The organism is Flavitalea sp., from assembly GCF_035489435.1.
Taxonomy (GTDB): domain Bacteria; phylum Bacteroidota; class Bacteroidia; order Chitinophagales; family Chitinophagaceae; genus DATHKG01.
Window position 1 is genome coordinate 23,020 of the sequence record NZ_DATHKG010000162.1, and the last position, 25,702, is coordinate 48,721.

Here is a 25,702-nt window from a genome sequence, read left to right on the forward strand (position 1 = left end):
AGATCATTCCGTTCTCAAACTCTTAATTGGATTTGCGATAGCTGCCTTTATAGCCTGGTAGCTAACTGTAATCAACGTGATAACCAAAGCACCAATGGCTGCGAGCGCGAACACCCACCATGAAACAGATGCACGGTAATCATACTTTTCCAGCCACGAAGTCATATAATAAAATGCCACGGGGATTGCTATAAAGCAGGATATGATTACAAGAAAAATAAAATCCTTTGACAATAGTTGCCAGATGTTGGGAACAGATGCGCCCAGCACTTTACGGATACCTATTTCTTTTACACGTTGCTCTGCTACAAATGAAGCTAGCCCAAACAAACCAAGGCATGATATGAAAACGGCAAGTATTGCAAAAAAAGTCGAGAGTTGGCCAATCCGTTTTTCATTGCCAAACTTTCTTGCAAATTCTTCATCAACGAAATCTGCCTTAAAGGGTGAAGCCGGATCATGTTTCTTTAGCACAGCCTCTATTTTTGATAATGCTGATTTTGCGCTGGCGCGCGGATTCAGGCGGATGATGAATATATTTTGTTGCTCAGGGGAAACATGAAACATTGCCGCCCTTACTGGCTTGTAAGGAGATTCAACCAACAGATCACTCACTACTCCTACTACTGTAAATGGCTTATCCTCCCAACGAATGATCTTGCCTACAGGATCCTTTAATCCGATGAATGCGACAGCTGATTCATTCAATATAAATGCGGAAGTATCAGTGGCAAAATCCCGTGAAAAATCCCTGCCTTCTTTGATCTTCCATCCGATAGTTTTGCCATATTCATGGGTAACCCCATTATTTGGAAAATCCACTGCCTGGTTTGGGTCCTTGCCTTCCCAGTCAAATCCGCCATTTGTATTCCAGACACCGGTAGTAGGACTACCCGACTCAGTCATTTCTACAATTGCTCCACCGTTTTTCAATTCGGTTCTGATCGTTTCGAAATGCTTATGCATTTCTTCAGTTATGCTATGAGTTACAAGTCCATCCCTGTTATAACCAATGGGCCGGTTTTGCCCGACCGAGATTTGCTGGTAAACGACAACGGTCCCGATAATTAATACCATCGAGATCGTAAACTGTAACACAACCAGTACTTTCCGCGGTATTGAGGCATAACGACCGACCCTGAAAGTTCCCTTTAATACTTTTATCGGTTGAAAAGAAGACAAATATAGTGCAGGATAAACGCCGGCAACAAGACCCGTGAGCAGGCTGAATGCTATACCAACCAGCCAGAATAAAGGGCTATCCCATAAAATGGAAATCTTCTTTTCTGCGACATTATTAAATGCAGGTAATATGAGAACCACCAGAACCACTGATATAATGAAAGCGATAGCAGCAATCAGTACCGATTCGCTGAAGAACTGGATGATCAGTTGTTTTCTTTCGGATCCGATTGCTTTCCTGATGCCTACTTCTTTTGCCCTCTTTTCAGACCTTGCCGTACTTAAGTTCATGAAATTTATACAAGCCAGTAAGAGGACAAAAAATCCTATTATACCAAAGAGCCAGACATTTTCTATCTGCCCCCCTGTATTGATGCCTTGTTTAAACTCCGAGTTCAAATGCCATTTGCTCATCGGGTGAAGGAAGACAACTGGCTTATATCTTTTTTCTTCAGCACCTACCTTGTTCATTTTGACATCCCTGATCTTCCTGTTTACAACACCAAGGTTGGCATTGTCTGCAAGTTGCGCGAAAGTCTGGGTATAATTAGATCCCCATGGGTTTGTCATCTTTCTGATCCATTCGTTCTGGCTCAGGTAAAGATCCCAGGGCATTATAAACTGCAGTTCTCTGAAGGAGGTATTATTGGGCAGATCTTCGTAGACCCCGGTAACCTTAACGTTGACTTTATTGTCAACTTTGATCATCTGTCCCATAGGATCTTTGTCACCAAATATGGCTTTTGCAATAGTGGATGAAAGCAATATTGAATTCATTTCTTTGAGTCCGGATCTCGAACCACTAAGCATTTTGAGTGTGAGCATTTCCGTTACCTGCGGTTCAAAATAACTCCCCGGTTTCAGAAAAATCTTTTCGCCATAAGTCAGTGCATGATTAAAGTTCCAGGACGATTGCAATACATATTTAAAATCATTGCTGTAAAGCCGGCGGATCTCTTCAGCCATCTGGGCAGGATTTGCAGTTTGGGTACCGACTTCGCCGTTAAAATTCTGATGTTGCATCACCTGGACGATCCGATCATAATTATTATGGTATTTATCAAACCTTAATTCATCCCAGATCCATAAACCAATAAGCATTGCGACGGCCATACCAACTGAGAGACCGCTGATATTGATGAATGATGATCCTTTGCTTTTAACAAGGTTGCGCCAGGCTGTTTTGAAATAATTTCTTAGCATATTTTAAGGTTGTTTAGAAGGGAAATTTTTGGATTGGGTAACATTATTTTGTCGCCCTTAGAAACCATCAAACCCTTGTTCAAAAGCAGGGCCGGATTAGCAACTGCTAAAATGCCAATCTATTATGAAAACACTATCAAGGCGACTGTCCGGTTTTGATACAAAAACCGTTCGATTTATATTTCTGGTCAACCAGGCTAGACAAGTTGAGATTAATTGATGTTTAACCTCAAATTTCAAGCTTGTGTCCAGGCCAGATTGCAAGTAAAGAATGAATATTATTTAATACCCTGGTGGATTGAGTTAAAGTTTATGTTTGTATAGTGAGGCGGGATTATCATATGATTGTAATCATGGCAAATTGTTACAAATATGAACCGGAACATCTTCAGAATACCAGCCCTCTTTTGTTTTCTGATTCTTGGCGAAGTTGTTGACGCCCAGAAAGTCATCCTTGTCAATGTCAATGATTTTGCAGATAATGGTTGGGAAAAAGGCCAGGTCAACAAAATGCCCTCCGGAGAAGTTTCGAAAAATGCTACCGATCTCATATCTATAGTCTGTCGTCCCAAAGTGAATACGCCATTTCCCCTGAGACCAGGGGCTGTTTACTTTAGTCTCCCTCTCTCAGAATTGGATACGAACCTGGCTTCAGTCTCGATTGATCCTTCCCTTGCCCGCATCCAGTTAAGAAACAATGCTTATGACGGAGTTTTCCTTAAAGATATTTCTCAATTAAAATATAGTACCTATACTGAGCCTTCCACTTCATCCGGAACACGTTTGCCCCCGGCTGCACCGATACTCAGTCTGCAAATCGATGTTAACGGGGATGATAAATGGGATCCCATCCATGATAACAATATAAACTTTGAACCTATTAAACAGCCAAGGCAGAATACCCTTTTGCCCACCCCGGTCAATTTCGACAGATGGCAGGAATGGAAGGCTTTTGATGGTTTCTGGAATCTGACCAATCCCGACCCGGTGACGTTTCCTGACAACCATTTTACACTAACACAACTTCTCGCTGCGGACAAATATAAAGATGCAAAAATAATAAACACAACTGGCGGATTTATTGACGGTAGTGGTGGAATAAGATTTACGGTGACAAATGCATATATCAACTTCAAAGGATACCTGGATGCTTTTAAAATAACAACGCCATTGAAGGTTATCCGGACGCCTGCTCCGCCAGGCGCTGGTGGAGGCGAACTCATGTATGATTATGATGGATTATGTATGAAAATTGTTGATGTGCCCTGGTGGCGGGAACCTCCATGGCCATTATTTCGCAATCCGCTTTTTATTGCGGCAGTAATTGCTATGGCAATTGCCGGGTATACTATGTACCGTAAAACAAAATCAAAATTTGCTAAATGATTAATTGCATAAAGCCATTCGTCTTTGATGGTATTTACCTAACTTTTAGTATGAGATATTTTATTCCTTTTCTTTTTCTCAGCTTGCAAATGCTGACACAGGTATTTGCACAGGAGAACATGCCCCGGTTCCGCAGGCAGGTTGTCGATGATAAAATCTCCATAGGATATGGGCTGGCCATCGGTGATGTGGATGGGGACAAAAAACCAGATATTATTTTAGCAGATAAAAAACAAGTTGTCTGGTATCGCAATGGTAACTGGGAAAAAACGGTGATTGCAGAAAATCTTACTGAAAGCGACAATGTATGCGTTGCTGCTGCAGATATAGATGGCGATGGGAAGGTGGAGATTGCTGTCGGAGCGCAGTGGAACCCGGGAGAAACAGCTGACGATGCTAAATCCGGGGCAGTGTTTTATTTGAAAAGACCAGCCGAAATTAATGGCTTATGGCAACCGGTGAAACTTCATCATGAACCAACTGTGCACAGGATGAAATGGATAAAGTCCGGAGATGGTAAATTTTATCTTGTGGTTGCACCACTACATGGAAGAGGAAATAAACAGGGCGAAGGAAGGGGCGTGAAAATATTGGCTTATCAGTTTAATGGAGATGGTACTAGTAACTGGCCCTTGACTTTGCTTGACTCTACACTTCATCTTACTCACAATTTTATTCCTGAACCTGATAAGACTGGTGTAACAACTGCAGTTTACATTGCATCTAAAGAAGGGGTCCGGTTTCTGAAACCACTAAACCTGGGTACAAACAGCCTCCCGGTTTCACCAGGAGTTAACCTGATGAATAACAGTGCAGGGGAAATTAGCCTTGGCAATTTAACTACAGCTTCACCTTTCATATCCACAATAGAACCGATGCATGGAAACAGCTTGGTGGTTTACGAAAAGATAAACGACAGGTTTAACAGAACAATATTGGATAGTACCTTTAACGAGGGACATGGAATAGCTGCCGGAGATTTTCTGAACCTTGGAAACGACCAGGTGCTTGCCGGATGGCGACAGCCAAATAGCAACGGAAAAACCGGTCTTAAAATTTATGCAAGAACTAACTCCAAATCTGAATGGAAATCTTACTGGCTCGATGAAGGCGGAATTGCGGTGGAAGACGTACAGGCAGCGGATTTAAATGGAGATGGAAAAGTTGATATCATTGCATCCGGCCGTTCAACACGCAATGTAGTAATCTATTGGAACGAAGGAACTGTGAAAAAATAAATCCTAAATTTTTACACGTTGCCCCTCCAGGTACTCATGTTTCCCATCTTTTGCATCCGTTTCCCCATACCCATGAGCATATACTTCAAATGTTTTCGGATCTGCACCATTTACAATTGTATCCATGTAATACACCGCATTATAGTCGAGTGCATAGCCCAATCCTATGACCTTAAAAGATACAGGATCTACATTGTTTAATTTTTTGCTTTTAAAGTAAATTGAACGGCTATCCCTGGCAAAATAAAATTCCTGCGTATTCATCGCGTCCTGTTCTATCAAATGAAATGAAGAAGCATCCGCGCCCTTGATCTGTTTTATTTCAAAAAACACAGATTGACTGTCTTTAGAAAAACCGGCATTTAATATTGTAAAATTACCAGGGTTTGCCTGGTTGATCAACAGGTTTTCAAAAAAAACTGATTTCCCATCTGTTGAATAAGGATATTCCAGCAGGTTAAAATCATCATGATTGCAAGGGATCGTGTAAATATTATTTTTTACATCGGAGGGATAGCCATAATAATAAACCTGTTTATTGTCTTTAGCATAATGGTTGTTGATGATCTCAAAAGAATTACCGTCGCTGCCAGGTACCGGTTTTCCATGAAAATAAACCTGGGCTTCATCGCTGGAGAAATACAAGCTGATGCCTTTAAAAGAGGCAATGTCTTTAACTTTAAACGGCTCGCCCTCAAGATAAGCGAGTGATTTGTCTTTGGCATAACCTCCGCCGATACTTTCAAATGTTGCCGGGTCTGCTCCCTCTACAATATTGTTTGTTGTTTTTTTTGTGGTGAAATAGGTTTGCCCTTCCCTTCGTTCCTCACAAAAATAAACCCTGTTTTTATCCTTTGCGTAATTTTCATCGATTGCCTCAAACGAAGCAATGTCTGCACCATCAATAATTTTTCCCTTATAATAAACTGCTGAATCATTTTTAGCAAACGCCTTATTCAATACAGTAAGATCCTTACCTGATATCTCCTCACCATTATAAAAAGTTTTGCCATCTTTTTGTTTGTATCCTGAGCCGCATCTCGAGAAAGACAAGGCACCTGTTAACAATAAAAGAGCCTTAAAGATCAATCTTAACATCCTGAACATATCTTTTAATTACTAGCAAGATAATGCAACGGAAGCTTAATCCTATTTTTCCAATAAAATAAACTTTCAATAAATATTGAAAGTTCGAAATATTCTATATAGATTTACATCATGAAATATCCGGAAGCCAAAGTAAAGTTTATAGAAACCTGGGGAAACCTTGGAAGTCAATGGGGAGTTAATAAATCTATTGCTCAGATACAGGCTTTATTGCTCATTGCTCCTGCCCCTTTATCGACTGATGAAATCATGGAGGAACTAAAGATTTCGAGGGGAAATGTGAACATGAGTATCCGTCAACTGCTTGACTGGGGTATTATCTACAAAAAAGCAATAGCCGGCGATCGCAAGGAATATTTTATTGCTGAAAAAAATGTCTGGAAATGGTCAGTGAAGATTGGGAATGTTCGTAAACAACGTGAATTAAACCCGGTAGTTGATTTACTAAAGGAAATAGCTTCTGAAAAGGACCTGGGCAAATCGCCGGAAGAAGTTGAATTTTCAAAACAGATCAAAGACCTTAACGCCTTTACCCAGCAGATAAGCAAGCTGGCAGATAAGCTCTTTATTTCGCAGCAAGGGGAATTATTAATGAAAATGCTCAAAATGTTCTCATAACATGAATTACAATATCGCGGCCTATCTGGCTTACCTGGTTTTAATGATTTTTATTATCGTTTATGTAGGTAGATTATTTCATAAGAACGGGCGGATATTTATACTCTCACTTTTTGATCATGATTCGGCTCTGACAGATACTGTGAACAATATCCTTTTGATTGCCTACTATCTTTTCAATATCGGCTATGCTTTTGTAACCCTTCAACATTGGGAAAAGGGATTAAATCTTCAGCGTTTTATTTCAAGTGTTTCTTACAACACAGGTATACTGATATTTATTTTATCGATCACACATTATTTCAATATGGGAATGATCTACTTTTTATCAAAACATAAATCTTTATTTATAACAACTAAATAGTTTCAATCATGAGCAACCAGTACATTGTCACCGCTTATCTTATTTACCTGCCTGTAGCCTTGTTGTTAACCTGGTTTGTTGCGCATACACTTTTTCGTAACGGCCTTGTTTTTATGCGTGATATTTTCTTTGGCCGTGAAGAGATAGCCAGGGCCACCAACTCACTTTTTAAGATCGGTTTCTATCTGTTGAATATTGGTTTTGCACTTTATATCATGCAGATCTATGATGAGTTAACGGGTTTGCAGGGTACCATCGAAACACTCAGTTCCAAAATTGGTGGTTTTAGTATCTACCTCGGCATCATGTTATTTTTCAACCTGTATTTATTTTTCCGCGGTAAAAAAGTCTCAAAACAAAAACACAACGAACATTTAGCAAGTCAAAACATAATACTCCCCAATAAATAAAACTTTATGAAAGCTAAAGTTGTAATAGCGGGCGGCACAGGCTTCATCGGGAAATACCTGGCAGCGGGGTTCCGCGCAATGGGTCATGAAGTAATAATAATTTCCCGGGGAAAAAATAATCTGAACTGGGGAAGTACAATCAAAATTGCCGGCGTTCTTGAAAACGCCGGCTTACTAATAAACCTCGCCGGAAAATCTGTTGATTGCAGGTACAATGAGCAGAACAAAAAAGAGATATTGAATTCCCGGATTGAAACAACAAAAATTCTTGGTGATGCACTCTTAACATGCAAAAATCCTCCTGAACTATGGATCAATTCCAGTACAGCCACGATATACCGGCATGCCGAAGACAGGCCTATGACAGAAGATAATGGAGAAATCGGTAGCGGGTTTTCAGTTGATGTGGCAAACAGTTGGGAAAAGACATTCTTCAGCTTTGATTTGCCAGGTACCAGGCAAGTAGCTTTGCGAATGGCAATTGTGCTTGGAAAGGAAGGTGGTGTGATGAAACCATTTATGAACCTTGTCAGGTATGGCCTCGGCGGACAACAAGGGAATGGCAGGCAGAAGTTCAGCTGGATCCATATTGAAGATCTGTTTCAAATTTGTCTTTTTTTAAAACAACAAAAGGAATTACATGGAGTGTATAATTGCTCAGCCCCTGACCCGGTTTCCAACAAGCAGTTAATGAGTACTCTCAGGGAAGTTACAGGCACTAAGTTCGGCCTCCCCTCACCTGCCTGGTTACTTAAAATCGGAGCGATAATCATCAAAACTGAAACGGAACTTATTTTAAAAAGTCGCTGGGTGGTTCCTGGAAAACTGTTGCAGTCAGGTTATATATTTAAATATCCAACGATAAAACCTGCTCTTCAAAATATCATTCACGGTAAGCCAGCTCCGGAGAAGAAAAAGGAAACACTGGCACTAAAAGAATATTAATATTAAAATCAGCGCTTAAGGATGGATGATAGAATTATTTGAGATGATGCCGTCAGCTATTATAAATGACAATTACCAAATAATTCCGGATACAACATATTTTGATAGTGTTTTCATCAGGGGCTTATTACGATGAATATCCGGGAATTTGCAACAAAATATTTCCCGGTATGGGAAAAAAATAGAAATGTAGCTGATTCTCAGCGCTTACGATCCCTCCAAAATTTAGTATATATACTATTGCAAACATGCGATCCTAATATTAATTTGGATCTCGATATCAATGAAAACCCTTAAGCCCATTCTATGAACCCCGTTAAATTCGTAAGATCCTGTTTTAAAGGTCTTTTATTCCCTATTGTATTTTTTTTGTTGTCTATACCGGCTATGGCACAGCCTGGAAATGATGCTTGTACCACTCCTACGCTGTTAACTTCAGGAACAGTCTGTTCGAATATTGCTGGTGGCCTGAGACATACCAGTGGATCAGCAACATCAACAGCAGGCATTAGTGCATTTTGTGGAATTTCAGCTTCTCCTGACGTATGGTATTCTTTTGTGGCTCAAAGTACATTACCTGTTATTAGGCTGGATAACATGGGCAGCAATTTGGATAATAGTAATGCCCGGTTGCAGATTTTCAATACTACATCCTGTGTGGCTGCTACGCTAAATGCGAGTTCATATGGTTGTGCCAGTGGAACCGGTGCGGATAATATGTCTCTCACTCCTTCCACGGCATTGACCATTGGAGTAACTTATCTTGTGAGAGTATTTACAAGCGGCAACAGTGTTGGTGCAGGTACGGTAGGCACTTGGGCTTTTGATATCTGCATCCAGGATCCGGTGCCGGCTAATAATTTATGCGCTAATGCGATACTTCTCACTGCTTCTACAAGTTGTGTAAATACGAGAGGAAATATGTATGGATCAACAGTTTCTGCTGCAACGATTGCCGCTCCGAATTGTGCGTCGGGTGCTAATTATGATGTATGGTATCGGTTCGTGGCCAATACTACTAATCCGACAATTTCCCTGTCAAATATTGGTGCAGGTTTCATCAACCCTGAAATGCAGCTTTTATCGGCAACCAGTTGTACTGCTGGATTCACGTCTTATTATTGCGGCACCACGACTATAATGGCGAATTTTTTAACCCCGGGTACAGCATATTGGATAAGAGTTTATACAACCAGTGTAACCCCGCCGGTTGCTCCCGCTGGTGGTAATGCAGGTTTCGATATTTGTATCGTTGATCCTGTAACCACTGTTCCTCCTGCAAATGATGACTGTTCAGGCGCCGTCAATTTATCTGTTGGCAGTAGTTGCGCAAACGTCGCAGGTAACATGGCAATAGCCACTCCTTCGCCTCAGCCATTGGGTGGAACCTGCGCTTCACCAAATGCATATGATATCTGGTATAAGTTTACAGCAGTTACTGCAACCGAGACTGTGACACTTTCAGCCATCGGCACCAGCTTTCTAAATCCGCGGATTGAAATTCTTTCAGGTAACTGCGGATCGTTCACCTCGGTACTTTGTGGCACCAATCCACTTGTTGCAAATACTTTAACACCTGGCACTTCATATTATGTGAGGGTTTATTCTACAACCGCTCCCGCACCTAATGGCAATGCAAGATTTAATATCTGTGTTACCAATCCGAACTTACCGGCAGTGCGTTTTGGTAACAGTTATGTAAACATAACCCAGAAAACTACCGGCGGTGTGGTGCGGGTAGGCGATACACTCGAGATCAGGATGACCATACACCATGCCGCTGGATCCAGTATTAGCAGGTTACGCTTTGTTGACAGTATACCTTCAAATACCACCATGTTGACGGGTCCAACAGACCGGTTAAAAGTAATTACAAATGAAGGACTGACTTACAAGAGCTATACGCTGGGATCAGGTGATGATGCTGGTACCTACACAGCTTCGCCTGCGGCGGGTCAATACAATATTCGAATGAATCTCGGGTTTGGAACCAGTAACCCGGGCATTCCTGTAAATAATACTTACACTGAATTTGCTTCTGCTACAGGAACCGGGTTGGGTGGCGGAAGTGGAAATTTCCCAAGAGGTGGTGGAGGATTATTGTTTGCAACAGCATACCGCGTAGTTGTTAGTGGAGCTGTTGGTGATACAATATCCTTAAAGCCTGCACGCTTTATTTACAATGCTGGCTCCGGAGATGTTGTCTTGACTGCTACTCCTTACAAACTTCTTATCAGCGATCCACTTTCACTTTGTACAAATAGTATTGGTGTAAACAATGCTGCAGAATTTGGCGGCACTTTTGGTTCAGGATCTACCCTAAACCGCCCAAATGACCTGGCAATTCCAATAAACGGTTACAGTTTTGTGAATGATATGAGTCCTTATATGCCAGTTGGAGATGGTCGCTATGCCCTCGTAAAAAATATGAGCCCGCGACAAAGTACAAACAAGAATGCAAACAGGCAGCCAGCTTGCGGACTCTGGCCTTTTGATCACTTATTTAGTTGTAATCAGAGAATGTATGGACACTGGTATATTGATGGAGACCATACAGGTACCAATAACGCCATTGGAAATCTACCACCTGATTCTTTAACAAGTTCTGGTTATATGCTGATGGTCAATGCGGACTATGTGGCATCAGAAGTATACAGCCAAACCCTAACCAATCTTTGCCCTGACACCTACTATGAATTTTCGGCCTGGTTCCGGAATATTTGTGCTACCTGCGGAGTTGATTCGGTTGGAGCACAGTTCACCGGTACCGTTACGGCGCCGGCTGCCGGTTATCCGGGGGTTTATCCAAACCTTTCATTTTCATTAAACGGACTTGATTATTACAGCACCGGTGAAATTGATACATTAGGATGGCAGAAGAAAGGTTTCGTATTTCGTACCGGTCCATCCCAAACCTCAGCAAGTTTTGCTATTCGTAACAACTCGCAAGGTGGTGGTGGAAACGATTGGGTGTTAGATGATATCAGTGTGGCAACCTGTACCCCAGATCTAAACCTTGTTCCCGTTGGAAATACAAACCAGTGTTTTGGTGACCAGGTTGATATGAACTGCGATGTGATCAGCTTCTTTGATAACTATGTATATTATCAGTGGCAGGTAAGTCATGACAATGGTGCAACCTTTGTAGATACCCTCGCCATGGGTGTCGGATCGCCCGTACCAGTCGGAGGAAATCATGTTTACAATGCATCCTTCCCTTCATTTATTGCGGATTCAGCACATCACCTGGTTCAATACCGCATTCGCGTGGCAACCAGTGCGGCCAACCTTTATGGTGGCTGTGCATTTTTCAATAGCGCCAGGATAATTGTAATGGTAAATAATTGTCAGTGGGTTCTAAAAACAGACTTGCTATCATTTAATGCTTCGCTGGTTGGTAAACAAGCTAACCTAAAATGGCAAACCAGCAATGAAACTGCACAAACCAGTTTTGATGTTCAAAAAAGCCTTGATGGGAAGCAATTCTTTACAATTGGAACGGTGAATGGAATTGAATACAGGCACTCCTATTCATTTATAGATCCCGAATTGGTAAATGGCTCAGCTTATTACCGCATCATTGTTAAAGAACCCGGTAACAAAAAAATAAGCAACATAGAATTGTTGAAGACTTCGGATGCAAGCTTTGGTTTTATTTCGGTAACGAATCCATTCTATGATCATCTTTCGTTTAACTTTAATACTCCGCAGAACACGGTAGCAACGATAGTAATCAACGATGCTCATGGAAGAACAATAAAGTCATTCAGGCAAACATTTGCGAAAGGATCGAATAAAGTTAAAGTAAATAACCTGGGCTCACTCACCGGTGGTAGTTATATTTTGCAGGTAATATCCGACGATGGAGTAAAATCGAAAAGAGTAATAAAGCTCAATAAATAAATTTCTGAATTCAGGCCTGAAAAAGAAAATTGTAAACCATTCTTTTAAAGGCTTATGTAAATCCCGGACGATTCTTCATCCGGGATTTTTATTTCGCCCTGCAATCCCTGACGATCCAGATTTTGCCATCGGTCTTCGTAAAAAGATACATTTCATCATTTTCCCCGATTCCAATACGCAGATCCGCTTTGCTGTTTTTGGTGACTTCTAAAAAAGTAGATGGTTTATCATCAAATACCAGGTTGAACTCTTTGATGTTAGCCTGCTTACCGGGCACTAATGAACTGTTCTCTACATAAAATACACGGCCCCTGACGATATCGCCAAACACATATTTATCTTTTAGCAGTGGAATAGAACCGGTATAAACAAAGCCGGCGGAAATAGCATTGCCTTCATCATGATCGTATTGAACAACCGGGTTTATGAATTTTGATTTCCCTGCCGGTAATGTATAAACTACATTCATCCGGCCCTTATAGTTCAGCAGAAATGTACCTTCTCTCGCGGGCCAGCCATAATCAGCCCCGGCAAATCCAATATTTAGTTCTTCAATATTATTTAAGCCAATATCAGAGATCAGCATCTTTCCATCCGGTGACCATGAGATCCGGTTGGGGTTCCGAAAGCCTCTTGCGAATATTTCGCCGGCAGCTCCTGGAACCTTATCATTGGCATAAGGATTGATCGATGGAATTCCATATTTTTTATTCGCGCTGTTATTCCCGGCAGGATCTATACGCAACACTGAACTCCATAATTTGGTGTTGGAATTACAAAGGTATGAAAGTCCATTTTCGGCTGAACCTCCGTCACCTATGCCAATATATAATAAACCATAATCAGCTGAATCGCGGGTAGCCAGTTGATTAAATACAATTTGTTGCATGCCATGGATTTCAACAGGCATATTAATCCTGAACAATTCCCTTCCCTTGCAAACAAAAGTATCAGATAAAGGGCTGTCAACTTTCCATTCAGTAACTACCCACTGCAGTGCAACCCGTATTGAATCATGATATCGAAAATCAGCTAATGCTGATCCGGCTTTTTCAGTATGGGTCGTATATAGAAGGCCGTTAGTATTAAACCCAGGGTGAAAAGCATAGCTTCCCAAACCACTGGCAAGTCCAGGTGTATGTATAAACGCCGGTTTCAATTTACTTATATCCATAACCTCCTGCATGGTGTTATGCCGGAATAAATAAAGTTTGCCACGGAGGTCAGCGAGAAACACCCTCTCCTTTTCACCCTTCAATACGGTCATCTGGTTTATCCGCGCCGTAGGGACTTTGTCGGCACTTGGAGGCGCGGTCATAACTTCTTCCAGTTGCAAAACCAGGTTCGATTTTATGATCCTTGCCGGCAGGGGATCAACTTTAACAGGACCGAGGCCAACCGCGGTTTTATCGAGTCTGGCCTGATCGGCAAGTGACTTTTTATGGGTATCAATAAAGGAAAGCAACGCATTCATATCAGTGGCATCCAGGTCGGCATTAGAAGGCATTGGCACTTTATATTTATTAAAAATTGCCACGGCTCTCTTGTCCCCTTTTTTTACCAACTGTTGCGAGTTATGAATAAAATCAGATATCCATTTGGCAGGCATTGCCGAAGTAATGCCGGACAGATTAGGCCCAATACCCTGTTGTTTAAAATTATGACAGGCTGCACATTTTTGCTGAAATATGGACTGCCCATGGGCAATCACCGTTTTATCCTTCGAATACGTGAGCGAAACCGCCTGCGGGAAAGCGCTGAGAAAATGGAATACCAGCATGGCAAGCAGGCCATACTTAACAAATGATTTAAACACAGATATGATTTTAGTTTAGTGCTTTTATAAATGTAAACTTATTAGCACAATTTACTAAAGCTTTCGGCAAGACTTATTTAAGCTATGTATCCGGTAAACCCCCGATCAAAATCCATGATTGATAGACAACTTATCTTAGATTTGTCCCTTTGTAGCTGAAAAAACCTGCGAATCAAATTCACACCCAATAGAAGAAAGACCTATATGAAAATATCTTATCTGATTCTTTTGAGTTTTTTATTTATCCTGCTGTTGTTTTCTATCACAACCTTAATAAACTACAATCAATATAATGAGGTGCAGGAAAAGACAGACTTCCTGGCCCGTTCTGCAACTATTGTAAGGGAAGGCAACAGGTATCATAGAAATATATTAAACCTGGTAGGTGTTGGCAGAGGATATCTTCTCACTAAAGATAAATCCCTGTACGAGACTTTTCAAAGTACTACATATGAAAACGATAGCATTTTCAAAGAGATTAATACTTTACTTGATGACGCGAGGCAGCAGGACAGGCTTGCGGCTATCAGGGAGCTGGATCATAAATGGGTGAAAGAATACTCAGCTTTGTTTGCTGACATTATCCGACGAAAGATAACCGGAAAATTAAAAGCAGATACAGTCAGGTTGAATAAAGATATAGCAGAGCTTTCAGGTGAAAGCCCCGTATTCAAAAGGCTGCAGGCTGATCTCCGGAGTTTCATCAATGAAGAATACGCCAGGCGGGAAGTTCAAAAAGAAATACTGACAGATTCCATACGTTCAACCCGGAGAATTTCTTTCTGGCTCACCCTCATTTCTATCATTGGGGGTTTTCTTATAGCCGGAACCCTTGCATATAATCTATCAAAAAGAATATTGAAAATGGTCGGAATGGCGAGGACCATTTCCAGTGGCAACTATGTAGTTCATATGAAGGATAATAAAAATGATGAGTTGAGCCACCTCTCAACATCGTTAAATAATATGGCTGAAGTACTCGCTGAAAATTTCGCATTATTAAAAAGAAAAAATGAGGAGTTGGATCAGTTCGCCCATATCGTTTCGCATGACCTGAAAGCGCCCCTGCGCGGAATAGGAAATGTGGTGTCCTGGATTGAAGAAGATCATGGTAATGAGTTACCTCCAAAAGTGCACGAGTATCTGCAGCTAATCCATGGACGCTTAATCAGAGCTGAAAACCTGATAAAAGGAATACTTTCCTATGCAAGAACTGGTACGGAATCAAATGAAATTGAACATGTAAAGGTACATGACCTGGTTACCGAAATAGTAGAGGCACAAACATCAGATCCTGGCATTTCAATCGAAATAGACAGGCATTTACCAAATTTGTTAACACAGAAAATTCCTTTATTCCAGGTTTTTTCAAACCTGGTAAACAATGCTATAAAATATCACGATAAAAAAAATGGCAGGGTATTGATCTACAGCAAAGAATATCCTTCTTACTATGAATTTTTTGTAGAAGATGACGGACCTGGAATTGCAGCCGGTCATCAAGCCAAAATATTTAAGATTTTTCAAACACTAAGGGAAAGAGATACTTTCGAAAGCACCGGTGTGGGCCTGGCAATTGTGCAAAAGATAATTGATGCAAGGAAAGAACAAATCAAATTAAATTCAAAACCCGGCAGAGGATCAATCTTTTCATTTACCTGGAAAAAGTGAATCAGGAAAAATAAAAATGAACGTATGAAAATCAGGAATATTTTGCTCGTCGAGGATGACCGGCTAGACATGATGGATCTAAAAAGAGCTTTGGATAAACTGAATATTCTTTATTCACTTTTCGTTGCAAAAAATGGTGAAGAAGCAATCGAATTACTTAACAAGGAAGGAACGCCTGAGATGGAACAATTACCTGACTTTGTTTTGATAGACATCAACATGCCAAAAATGAATGGCCTGGAGTTTTTAAGCATAGTGCGAGCTACTGAAAAATGGAAACATTTAAAATGCTTTATTATTACAACTTCTGATGAAGATGTGGACCGGGATGCAGTGAACAGGCTTGGAATATCAGGCTATATCGTGAAGCCTTTCAAGATAAATAATTCGGGCTCCATGGATTCTTTTAATCTCATGATAGACCTGATAAATAATTAGGGCTTTTGAACCGGCTACATAAGCTTCAAATAAAAGATCCACCGGAAATGGCGGATCTTTTATTTGAAGTATATATATTATTTATTGGTTCGTATCAGGTCTGATCTGGTTACAGCTTTTGGATTTTCTCCTGTGCATTTACAAACTGTCCCTTCACCTGCAGGAAGTAAACTCCTGTTCTCAGGTTGTTCAGATCTATCACTATCCTGTTCTCACCTTTCTTAAGAACCGCATCCTTAGCTATGACGCTGCGACCAGTAACATCAACAAGCTGCCATGTAATTTTTTGTTCTTCCGGTGATGAGATCAGCACGGTTGTTTGTTTATCAGCAGGGTTCGGGAAGATAGAGATACGGGTAATGAAAGTACCGGGTATATCTACAACCACAACATTGGAATAAGTATATGAACCATCTTTGTCTGTGATCTTTAAACGGTAATATAATCTTGATGTGCCAAGCTTTGAAGCTTCATTATCATTTAGTGTGTACCTGGTTTTTCCACTGCCATTTCCTTTGGCTTCTACTGTTCCGATGCTTGTATAAGTACCCTCACCTGTATTGCGCTCCACTTCAAAATGATCAGTATTTGATTCATTTGAAGTTTCCCAGTTCAGGTAAGAAATATCATCCTTATACTTTCCGTTGAAGTTGAGCGAAGTAAGCGGTAACAACACGTTAGTTGAGCCAATATAAAATGTTGAGAAACCTAATATATCAGCCTGCAATACATAAGCACTATCTCCATGTTCTACTTTAAAAGTAGGGTTGATGATAGAAGTCGCTGCTGCAATGGCATTCTGACATGGATCACTGTTTTTATGGATGCGGAGATCTGAAAGTCCCGTGATACCGCTTAAAGCGTTAGCATCGAAATCCTGGTATTCTTTTTTGCTCAGATAGATCCTCACTTTAACCATTCCGGATGGTGGGTTTTGCGGTGTGATCGTAACATTCCTGTCTGCATAGCTTGAACCATTCCTCGTTCTCAAAGCACCAGAATTTTTATAAAACGAAGAAGTAACCGTTCCCAGATTCTGATTGTTCGGGAAAATTTCTGCCATGATGTTTCCATCAGGACCGGTTATGGGAACCCAAAGACTTTTGTTTGAATCATCAATAATCACGGTAGTACCGGTGTTGCAGGTATTCACTATTCCGTCTGTCACATCGATTGAAGTATCAATGGAACTCTGACCTGCGAGGTCTTCATATCCCAGGAAACTGTATTTCTGAAGGCAGCCCTGGCATGCCGGAACAACCGGGTATAAGGCACTGGGTCCAGAGGTTGAGGTCGATCTGTCCATTATCACGTAAATGTCCTTGCCGTTGGGTGCAAAGGCGAGGTCTCTAAACCTGTTGATACTTCCGAAATAACTTACTGTATCTTGTTTAAATGTGTTATTTGCGCGACTTTTATATGCGGCACTGTCGCCTGTTTTATCCAGCCTTATTCTCACAAGCCGCCCCCATTTAAGAGATGAAGCTACCAGTGATCTTTTCCAGCCGGGTATCACCGTGTTTGTGTAGAAATCCAAACCTGACCATCCTTCTGATGGCCATATTCCATTGTTTGATACCGGCATCTGATCCCATAGACCTTTCAGAGTAGGGAACACCAGTGAATTCGGATAAGCAGAAAACAAAGGTTCTTTATAATTTGGTAAAGATGCTGCCGTTACCACCTCATCAACTATATCAGGACATGATGACGGATAAGCTGGATTCATTCCCGGTGATGCGCCGGCCGTGGTTCCATTTGCATTTCCATCGGCATAACCAATAACTATCGGATGTCCATAATTTTTGCCTCTCTCGATTACATTAATTTCATCATCACTGAAAGGACCGTGTGACGATCCATAAAGTTTGTTGAGAATGGGATCATAAACAAAGCCCTGGTTATTACGAATACCAATTGCCCAGACGGCATGTTGTCTGCCCACAGTTGCATTGTATGGGTTAGTTGCATGTCCGGAACCGGTGCTGGGGATCCACTGATCTCTTGCACCGGCATCTCCGTCGGGTTCGAGGTTAAAACGAAGAATTTTACCTTCATATGAAAAGATATTCTGAGCATTTTGTGTACGCGTGGCATTTCCAAACTGACCTGCACCCATATCACCCTCCGCATAAAATAAATAATCAACTCCTCCCACTGGGGCAATTATCATTCTCTGCGAGTTATGGTCACTGCTCCCTGGAAGCGTGTCACATAATGAAACTGGTGACAACAATTTCTTAGTAGCTGGATCATATTCAAATCTCACAAGGCGATTTGTAAATACTGTGGAGCTGGTCATGCTATAGACATAAGATAAATAAACATAATTTTGAGGTGCCGTTGCATCAAGGAATTTCGGATGAAGGGCCATGCCTGCAAGTCCTCCCTGAGCACCGCTTCCATTGTTGAACTGACACCTGAAATTTACATCCGGACTGGTGGTACTGTTTTGCGAAATATCTAAAATTGTATCCCTGGTACCCGTTACCGGATTAACCCTATAAACCTTATAGCCTTTTGATTCCGTTATCCATAAATGATTATCGGGACCGTAGGTTACTTCCCATGGATCTGCTAACAATTGAGGTGAGGAAATTATCTGCTGGTTATAGACTTCGTTCATTCTGCTTCCTGTAACCCTGGTAAGGGCAGACGGCATCACAGAAAATCTGAAACCATAGTTGGTACCGCTCTGGCCTGTAGAATTTGAATATACCCTGCAGTAATAGGTTTCCGTAGTTGACAAACCGGTTACATTTATGGTTGTACTCCCGCATGCAACTGAAGTTAAAGAAGCACAGGTTCCCCTAAACAATTGCATCCTTGGTCCCGCAGAATTAAGGTCAGCACCAATATTACTGAGAGAAATCGTTGCATAATCAAGTACTGGGTTAAACTTATACCATACATCATCATCCGGTGCACCAGTACAGCCGGTAGGTATTCCGGTCGTGGCCGATGCTCCTCTCAAGGATCCATCCAATGTAGAGCCTGGTGGAACGGTACTCGCGGTTGTACAATTATCGTTCGCAGTTACGCAGACATTAAAATTATAGGCGTTCGCCGGTGAGCTTGTAATATTATTTGTTGTGTAGATTCTGAACATATAAGTTGTGCTTGCATTTACCGGGTATGTCCTGGGGGATGAAATATTGTTACAGCCACCTGAATGTGTACCCGCGGTCGGACAACTGTTATTATTCAGCATCTCAATATATGTATTACTGGTAGTTAAAGGAGTATTGGTCGATGTCAAAGTAACAGTAATAGACATCGATCTCGTAAGAGCTGGGACGGTAACACGGTACCAAACATCTGCTTTACTACCGCAGTTACCTGTTCCTGTTGTTGTGGTGTTAGTAGTATTATAAAGGGAACCTGCCGTAGGAGAACAATCTGGAGCTAATGTTAATGTGGTAGCATTTGCACAAAGATCGTTGACAGGTACTTGCGCAATAGTTGAAACTGAACATAATAATAACGCTAGCGCCAGAATGAATGGGTGTTTCATAGGTTGGGTTAAAGGATTCGTGAACTTAATAACGTGAACAGATAAAATAAGATTGTATATATTCCTAAATCATCTAAGGATATTTATTTATTCAGCTACTGGTTTATTTCGCGAAATATAATATTATTCTCTTATACCCGTTATTAATTGCAATGTAAAACTAATATGTGTTTTGACTCATGCAATAGTAAAAAACCCCAATCGACAGTAAAAATACTAATGCAACGCGGCCGGGTCTAAACTGGTTTTATACTGTTTCAAATCTACCTTAAATCCACCTATCCGTGCAAACCTACCCGACCCTTGTGAAGTGGCCACTAAGAATAGTCATCCTATTATTAATGACAGTCCTGGGCAATTTCACTGTTTCTGCCCAGGCCCCGGTTAATGATCTTTATACAGGTGCAACTATACTTACTCCGGGATTGACCTGTTCAAATATTGCAGGAACAGTTATAAATGCAACACCAACTGCAGGAGATGCAGCGATTAATACCCCAACCGGTTATGATGCCTGGTACCAGTTTACGGCGACTTCAGTAAACCCTGTAATAAATGTATCTGCTATTGAATCCAACTTTACCGCTTCAGGTATACAAGTCTTGTCCGGAACCTTTGGTACAATGGTTAGTAAATATATTGGTACTACCACTGCAGCACTTACAGCAAATTTGTCACTGACTATCGGAACAACATATTATCTCCGGGTTTTTTCAACCAGTGCCACTGCTCCAACAACACTGGGCAATTTTGATATTTGTATTACAGATGTAACTGCACCGTTAAATGACAATTATGGAACTGCGATAACTATAACTTCCGGCGCTACATGCATCGGCCCCATCACAGGAACCCTGGCGAATGCAAGTCCCACTTCAGGCGATCCTGTAATCTGCAACGTTGCGACCGGTGATGTCTGGTATACATTTACCGCACAGTCCGTGAACCCAGTGATATCTTTTACAAATCCCGGATCTGCTTTTGGCGCCAACGCGAGGATACAAATACTTACCGGCACTTTTGGAACCTTTACAACAAAATTTTGCAATACACCGGCAATACTGGCAACAACAAACCTGTCGCTTATTATCGGCAATCAGTATTACATAAGAATACATCTTAATGGCATTGCTAGTACCCCTAACGCGAACGCAAATTTTGATCTCTGTATAACAGATGTAACCGGCCCTTCAAACGATACTTATACAAGTGCAGTACCCCTGACATCCGGAGCAACATGCGTTACACCGGTAACAGGCACATTGGCCAATACCAGTGCGACTCCCGGAGATGCAGCAATCTGTAATATAACAACAGGTGACGTTTGGTATACTTTTACCGCACAATCTGTAAACCCTGTAATTGCAGTTACCAATCCTGGAGCAGGCCTCGCAGGAAATCTCAGGATACAGGTTCTCGCAGGCACATTTGGAAGTTTTACAACAAAATTTTGTAATACTCCGGCCTCAGCCCTGACCTCCCCTCTATCGTTAATTATTGGAACCCAATATTACATAAGGATACATCTTAACGGTACATTCAACACACCAAATGCCAATGCCGGTTTTGATATTTGTATAACGGATGTAACCGGACCGGTGAATGACGCATATACAAGCGCCATAGCAATAACATCGGGAACTACCTGCATTACACCAACAACGGGGAACCTGGCTAATGCAAGCGCTACCTCCGGTGACCCGGCCCTTTGTGTGCCAACAACCGGCGATGTATGGTATACTTTTACAGCGCAATCGGTGAACCCGGTAATTGCAGTCGCAAACATAGGATCAGGCTTCGGTGGAAATGCCCGTATACAAATACTGACTGGAACATTCGGCACCTTTACATCTAAATTCTGTAACAATGCTGCGACATTATTGACTGCTCCTTTAACACTAACAATAGGTACACAATATTACATAAGAATTTACCTCAACTCAGGTGCAACACCTAATGCTAATGCCGGTTTCGATATATGTATTACAGATCCTCCGCCACCGGTAAATGATAATTACACAGGCGCAATAGCACTGACATCCGGAGCTACCTGTATTACGCCCACAACAGGGACCCTGGCGAATACCATTCCAACATCAGGGGATGCCGCAATTTGTAATGTTACGGGACCAGATGCCTGGTACACTTTTATCGCGCAATCGACCAATCCAATAATAACAGTTTCAAACCCCGGCTCGGCTTTAGGCACGAATTTAAGGATACAAGTCCTTGAAGGTAGTTTTGGAACCTTTATCACAAAGTCATGTGTAAATGCGGCCAGTACAATTACAGCTGCGATGAATCTTACAATCGGAACTCAATATTATGTAAGGGCTCATCTTAGTGTTGTGGCAACTCCAAATGCAAATGCCAATTTTGATATTTGTATAACGGATCCTCCAACTCCTGTTAATGATGAGCCAGCCGGTGTTATTGATTTAACTTCTGTCATAGGAAGTTGCGTGAATGTTACCGGTACAGTTGGCAACGCAATGTATAACCCGATCCCTGGTGGTACTGCCTGTACAGGTACCGACAAATATGATGTCTGGTACCGGTTTACAGCTCAGCGAGTCAATCCTACTATCACCCTTTCAGGGCTTGGCTCGGCATTCGGCAGCGCACGCATCCAGGTGCTGTCAGGTACACCCGGAAGTTTTACTTCTATCGGTTGCTCAACAGGATCAACCTGGAACCTTGCAAACCTGGTACCGGGTCAAACATATTATGTCAGGATTTATTCTATCGCTGCAACTATACCCAATACACAAAACAGCGGATTCAACATCTGTATAAATGAACCGCCGGCACCCGCAAACGATGATTGCGTGAATGCAACCGATCTTATCCCCAGTAATACTAATACCTGCGGTGCGAATACCGTCGGGAACCTGATGAACGCAAACAGCTCACCAGGTATTCCCGGTGACTGCGGTAATGCTGCGTCTCCGGATGTATGGTACAAATTTGTTGCTTCTCAACCTTACCAAGAGGTACGTATGACCGGTGCAGGCGCACAACTTACAGCTTCAGGGCTGAGAGTTCAGATTCTTGAAGGCACCTGCGGATCATTCACAAATATTAACTGCAATCGGTCAACGGTGAATTCCTTAACTACCGTGCCGACCGGCGTTGGTTTTACGATGGGACAAACTTATTATGTAAGAGTATACAGCAATGAGCCGACAACGGCACAAACCGTTGTTACCTGGAATTTTAATATCTGTATAGCAACTCCACTGCTAGCCACTTATCATTATGGTAAGACTTATGCAAATATCACTAAAGGAGCAGGGGGCGGTACCATTGAACCGGGCGATGAACTTGAAATAAGAGCAGTGTTTAATCTGCGCGGAAACTCGATATACAATGCTTCCTATAATGATATTATTCCTACTAATACCACCTATGTCCCAGGCACGCTACGAATTCTGACAAACGAAGGAAAAATATTCAGACAATGGACGGATGCTGCTGATGGAGATCCCGGTACAATCTCAGGATCTAACGTAACAATTAACCTGGGAAAAGATGCGTCCCAGACTTCAGGTGGTATGATGAAACAGGGCGATAAGCCAGGTAGTGTAATCATGGTTTCCTTCCGGGTGAATGTAAACAGCGTTCCGTTTGCAACGGTGTTGCAATTGGGTGGCGGAACATTCAACTTCAATGTAACTGACGCATTCAATTCAGCAGTGGCTATCGCTTACGGCCCGACTCCGGCGATGGTCTATCAGAACTATGGTATCTGTACTAATACAATTGGTACAAACGGAATTCTTTCTGAATACGGTGGTACATTCGGGAGCGGCACCACTAAAAACCGCGAATCATCCGGCAAAGTTCCCACTAACTATACCTATGCAAGGTTTACGACCAATGCACCCGGTGACTACTTCTATGGCGTGTCTAATAACACCAGTTCCGACAGTCTGGCTAATTATTCGATCAACCCAAATGATCCGATAGGAAGTACCACAAGGGTTTACGATGTCTGGGACATCATTGGTGACCACACCGGCGCATCGGACCCGCTGGCCGGTAATCTGCCAGCGGATGTCAACAACGGCGCGAGCGGTGGCTATATGGTAGTGATCAATGCTGCATACCGGGCCGACACTGCTTTCCAGGATACGGTAAGAAATCTTTGTCCGAATACATCTTATGAGTATTCAGCATGGTTTAGAAACATATGTAGCAAATGTGGTGTTGACTCAAATGGCGTGGGCGCTCGCACCGCTAATTATATTCCAACAGGCCCCGGTGACTCATCAGGCGTACATCCTAACCTCACCTTCAACATAAACGGTCATGATTATTATACAACCGGTGACATGGCTTATACCGGGCAATGGGTCAAAAAAGGATTCACCTATCGAACGGGGCCAACGGAAACAGAGATGGTAATATTTATCAGGAACAATGCACCGGGCGGTGGTGGTAATGACTGGGCCATTGATGATATCGGTGTTGCAACCTGTTCGCCAACACTGATTACAAATCCGGATAGTTCAGTAGTGGGAATTTGTTATGGCGATGGCCGGACCTTATCTGCCCAGGTAATCAGTTATTACGACAACTTTACTCACTGGATCTGGGAAAAAAGTGTTGATAGTGGTACTACCTGGCTGAGTACAGGATATGCAGGCAATACAATCCCGGCGCTTGTTAGCGGCAACCATGAATACACAGCACAGGGACCAGCTGTTCCGGGAGATTCAGCAACACATAGAAACCAGTTCAGATTAAGGGTTGCGAGCTCAGCCGATAATCTATCGGACATAAATTGTTCATTCCGCGCTATCCGAACTATCCAGATCATGGTAAACAACTGTATGTATGTGTTGAAGACGAGGGTGACACCACTTACGGGAAGGCTGAAGAACAACTTTGGAAATCTTAGCTGGTCAGGTACAAATGAGGAAGCCGGACTGGTATATATCGTTGAAAAAAGTATGGATGGTTCAAGTTATAAAGCCATTGCTACCATTAGGGGAAAGACCGCATCGAGTGCAGCCGAACGATACTATTTCACGGATCCTGAGATATTGAAATCAGCGACCTATTTTCGCGTGCTTGTGAAAGAAGCAAATGGGCAGGAATATACAAGGGTCGTTTTGTTGAGCCCTGCCAAACTTGATGTTGAGATCAGGAATCTTATCAATCCATTCTACCAACAGGTAAGCTTTGACCTGATCACTCCTGCTGAAGGCAATGCCAGGATAACTATCATTGACCAGTTTGGACGTATAGTGAAAACAACCAATGAACATGTTCATGCAGGAATTACACCAATCCAGATTTCAAACTTCGGTGTGTTGAACAATGGAGTGTATACTTTAAAAGTTGAGTTTGGCAATAAAGTCATCATTAAAAGAATAGCCAAAGTGCAACTATAATAATTTAAAACAAAGATTTACAAGGGGGTCGCAGTTTTGCGACCCCTTTTCAGTTACTATCAAAGGCACAAAGAAAATATCGGGTACTCAGCCTGATGGTGCATTTTACATTGATGTCGAAAATCAGGATACCGTTTTTGTTTTCAGTTTAAATGGTTTTGAACCAAAAGAAATCAAGATAACGGAAGCGAATGATTATCCCGTTATTCTGAGAAAAACAGTCTCTTCAGAAGTTACTGGCTCGGGACTGACCGCCTCCTGTAGAGTATACAAAATCGTAGCGTATGAAATTTCTGATAATTCCGGGTTTACATGGATCGGGCGCTGACCATTGGCAACAAAATGGGAAGAGTCTGATCCATCGGCGTTTACCCGTGTTGAACAAAACAGTTGGGAATCACCAGACAAACAAGCCTGGACAAATACGGTTTAAACAGGCAATCAAAAAGCAAAATAATAAATATAGAAAAACCATCTTTAGGGATGGTTTTTTTTGTGTCCCATGAAT

The 25,702-nt window shown here is 41.9% G+C and carries 15 protein-coding genes; 11 read left to right on the plus strand and 4 right to left on the minus strand.

Annotation, left to right across the window (positions count from 1 at the left end):
• Positions 1-3 precede the first annotated feature (3 nt).
• Positions 4-2,385, minus strand: a complete 2,382-nt coding sequence (locus VK664_RS25475; RefSeq protein WP_461401541.1) for an ABC transporter permease — start codon at positions 2,383-2,385, stop codon at positions 4-6.
• 372 nt (positions 2,386-2,757) lie between these two features.
• On the opposite strand from VK664_RS25475, the gene VK664_RS25480 reads away from it, so the two are divergent.
• Positions 2,758-3,771 carry a hypothetical protein gene (locus tag VK664_RS25480; protein ID WP_461401542.1) on the plus strand — a complete coding sequence of 338 codons (1,014 nt, stop codon included), beginning with the start codon at positions 2,758-2,760 and terminating at the stop codon, positions 3,769-3,771.
• 50 nt (positions 3,772-3,821) lie between these two features.
• Positions 3,822-5,009, plus strand: coding sequence for an FG-GAP-like repeat-containing protein (locus VK664_RS25485; protein WP_461401543.1), 1,188 nt, complete (start codon positions 3,822-3,824; stop codon positions 5,007-5,009).
• Positions 5,010-5,012: 3 nt separating this feature from the next.
• Here the strand turns inward: VK664_RS25485 and VK664_RS25490 are convergent, their stop codons facing one another.
• On the minus strand, positions 5,013-6,107 hold the full coding sequence (locus VK664_RS25490) for a DKNYY domain-containing protein (protein WP_461401544.1): 1,095 nt from the start codon (positions 6,105-6,107) through the stop codon (positions 5,013-5,015).
• Positions 6,108-6,227: 120 nt separating this feature from the next.
• Between VK664_RS25490 and VK664_RS25495 the strand changes: the two genes are divergently transcribed.
• From VK664_RS25495 to VK664_RS25515, 5 genes are all read left to right on the plus strand, one after another.
• A complete protein-coding gene (locus VK664_RS25495; protein WP_461401545.1) occupies positions 6,228-6,734 on the plus strand; it encodes a GbsR/MarR family transcriptional regulator in 507 nt (168 codons plus the stop codon).
• 1 nt (position 6,735) lies between these two features.
• Positions 6,736-7,098, plus strand: coding sequence for a hypothetical protein (locus VK664_RS25500; protein ID WP_461401546.1), 363 nt, complete (start codon positions 6,736-6,738; stop codon positions 7,096-7,098).
• Between the two features lie 8 nt (positions 7,099-7,106).
• A complete protein-coding gene (locus tag VK664_RS25505) occupies positions 7,107-7,508 on the plus strand; it encodes a hypothetical protein (protein WP_461401547.1) in 402 nt (133 codons plus the stop codon).
• A 6-nt stretch (positions 7,509-7,514) separates the two neighbouring features.
• Positions 7,515-8,453, plus strand: coding sequence for a TIGR01777 family oxidoreductase (locus VK664_RS25510; RefSeq protein ID WP_461401548.1), 939 nt, complete (start codon positions 7,515-7,517; stop codon positions 8,451-8,453).
• A gap of 306 nt (positions 8,454-8,759) precedes the next feature.
• Complete coding sequence (locus VK664_RS25515; RefSeq protein WP_461401549.1) at positions 8,760-12,356, plus strand: T9SS type A sorting domain-containing protein; 3,597 nt, start codon at positions 8,760-8,762, stop codon at positions 12,354-12,356.
• An 88-nt stretch (positions 12,357-12,444) separates the two neighbouring features.
• On the opposite strand, the gene VK664_RS25520 is transcribed toward VK664_RS25515, so the two are convergent.
• Positions 12,445-14,172: a PQQ-dependent sugar dehydrogenase gene (locus VK664_RS25520; protein ID WP_461401550.1), complete on the minus strand. Its 1,728-nt coding sequence runs from the start codon at positions 14,170-14,172 to the stop codon at positions 12,445-12,447.
• Between the two features lie 204 nt (positions 14,173-14,376).
• On the opposite strand from VK664_RS25520, the gene VK664_RS25525 reads away from it, so the two are divergent.
• Positions 14,377-15,843: a sensor histidine kinase gene (locus tag VK664_RS25525; RefSeq protein WP_461401551.1), complete on the plus strand. Its 1,467-nt coding sequence runs from the start codon at positions 14,377-14,379 to the stop codon at positions 15,841-15,843.
• 24 nt (positions 15,844-15,867) lie between these two features.
• A complete protein-coding gene (locus VK664_RS25530) occupies positions 15,868-16,281 on the plus strand; it encodes a response regulator (protein WP_461401552.1) in 414 nt (137 codons plus the stop codon).
• 109 nt (positions 16,282-16,390) lie between these two features.
• Here the strand turns inward: VK664_RS25530 and VK664_RS25535 are convergent, their stop codons facing one another.
• The gene (locus VK664_RS25535; RefSeq protein ID WP_461401553.1) at positions 16,391-19,795 is read right to left on the minus strand and encodes a PQQ-dependent sugar dehydrogenase; all 3,405 of its coding nucleotides are present in this window, start codon (positions 19,793-19,795) and stop codon (positions 16,391-16,393) included.
• Between the two features lie 341 nt (positions 19,796-20,136).
• Here VK664_RS25535 and VK664_RS25540 point away from each other — a divergent pair, with 341 nt between their 5' ends.
• Both VK664_RS25540 and VK664_RS25545 read left to right on the plus strand, forming a co-directional pair.
• Positions 20,137-25,194 carry a T9SS type A sorting domain-containing protein gene (locus VK664_RS25540; RefSeq protein ID WP_461401554.1) on the plus strand — a complete coding sequence of 1,686 codons (5,058 nt, stop codon included), beginning with the start codon at positions 20,137-20,139 and terminating at the stop codon, positions 25,192-25,194.
• A 284-nt stretch (positions 25,195-25,478) separates the two neighbouring features.
• Positions 25,479-25,700, plus strand: coding sequence for an alpha/beta hydrolase (locus tag VK664_RS25545; protein ID WP_461401555.1), 222 nt, complete (start codon positions 25,479-25,481; stop codon positions 25,698-25,700).
• Positions 25,701-25,702: the final 2 nt, after the last annotated feature.

Excerpts from the sequence above, each read along its gene's own strand:
- VK664_RS25500 (WP_461401546.1), top strand. The coding sequence starts at position 6,736 with ATGAATTACAATATCGCGGCCTATCTGGCTTACCTGGTTTTAATGATT.
- VK664_RS25545 (WP_461401555.1), top strand. The coding sequence starts at position 25,479 with ATGAAATTTCTGATAATTCCGGGTTTACATGGATCGGGCGCTGACCAT.
- VK664_RS25505 (WP_461401547.1), top strand. The coding sequence starts at position 7,107 with ATGAGCAACCAGTACATTGTCACCGCTTATCTTATTTACCTGCCTGTA.
- VK664_RS25475 (WP_461401541.1), bottom strand. The coding sequence starts at position 2,385 with ATGCTAAGAAATTATTTCAAAACAGCCTGGCGCAACCTTGTTAAAAGC.
- VK664_RS25490 (WP_461401544.1), bottom strand. The coding sequence starts at position 6,107 with ATGTTAAGATTGATCTTTAAGGCTCTTTTATTGTTAACAGGTGCCTTG.
- VK664_RS25540 (WP_461401554.1), top strand. The coding sequence starts at position 20,137 with ATGACAGTCCTGGGCAATTTCACTGTTTCTGCCCAGGCCCCGGTTAAT.
- VK664_RS25515 (WP_461401549.1), top strand. The coding sequence starts at position 8,760 with ATGAACCCCGTTAAATTCGTAAGATCCTGTTTTAAAGGTCTTTTATTC.
- VK664_RS25485 (WP_461401543.1), top strand. The coding sequence starts at position 3,822 with ATGAGATATTTTATTCCTTTTCTTTTTCTCAGCTTGCAAATGCTGACA.
- VK664_RS25510 (WP_461401548.1), top strand. The coding sequence starts at position 7,515 with ATGAAAGCTAAAGTTGTAATAGCGGGCGGCACAGGCTTCATCGGGAAA.
- VK664_RS25535 (WP_461401553.1), bottom strand. The coding sequence starts at position 19,795 with ATGAAACACCCATTCATTCTGGCGCTAGCGTTATTATTATGTTCAGTT.
- VK664_RS25495 (WP_461401545.1), top strand. The coding sequence starts at position 6,228 with ATGAAATATCCGGAAGCCAAAGTAAAGTTTATAGAAACCTGGGGAAAC.
- VK664_RS25480 (WP_461401542.1), top strand. The coding sequence starts at position 2,758 with ATGAACCGGAACATCTTCAGAATACCAGCCCTCTTTTGTTTTCTGATT.
- VK664_RS25525 (WP_461401551.1), top strand. The coding sequence starts at position 14,377 with ATGAAAATATCTTATCTGATTCTTTTGAGTTTTTTATTTATCCTGCTG.
- VK664_RS25530 (WP_461401552.1), top strand. The coding sequence starts at position 15,868 with ATGAAAATCAGGAATATTTTGCTCGTCGAGGATGACCGGCTAGACATG.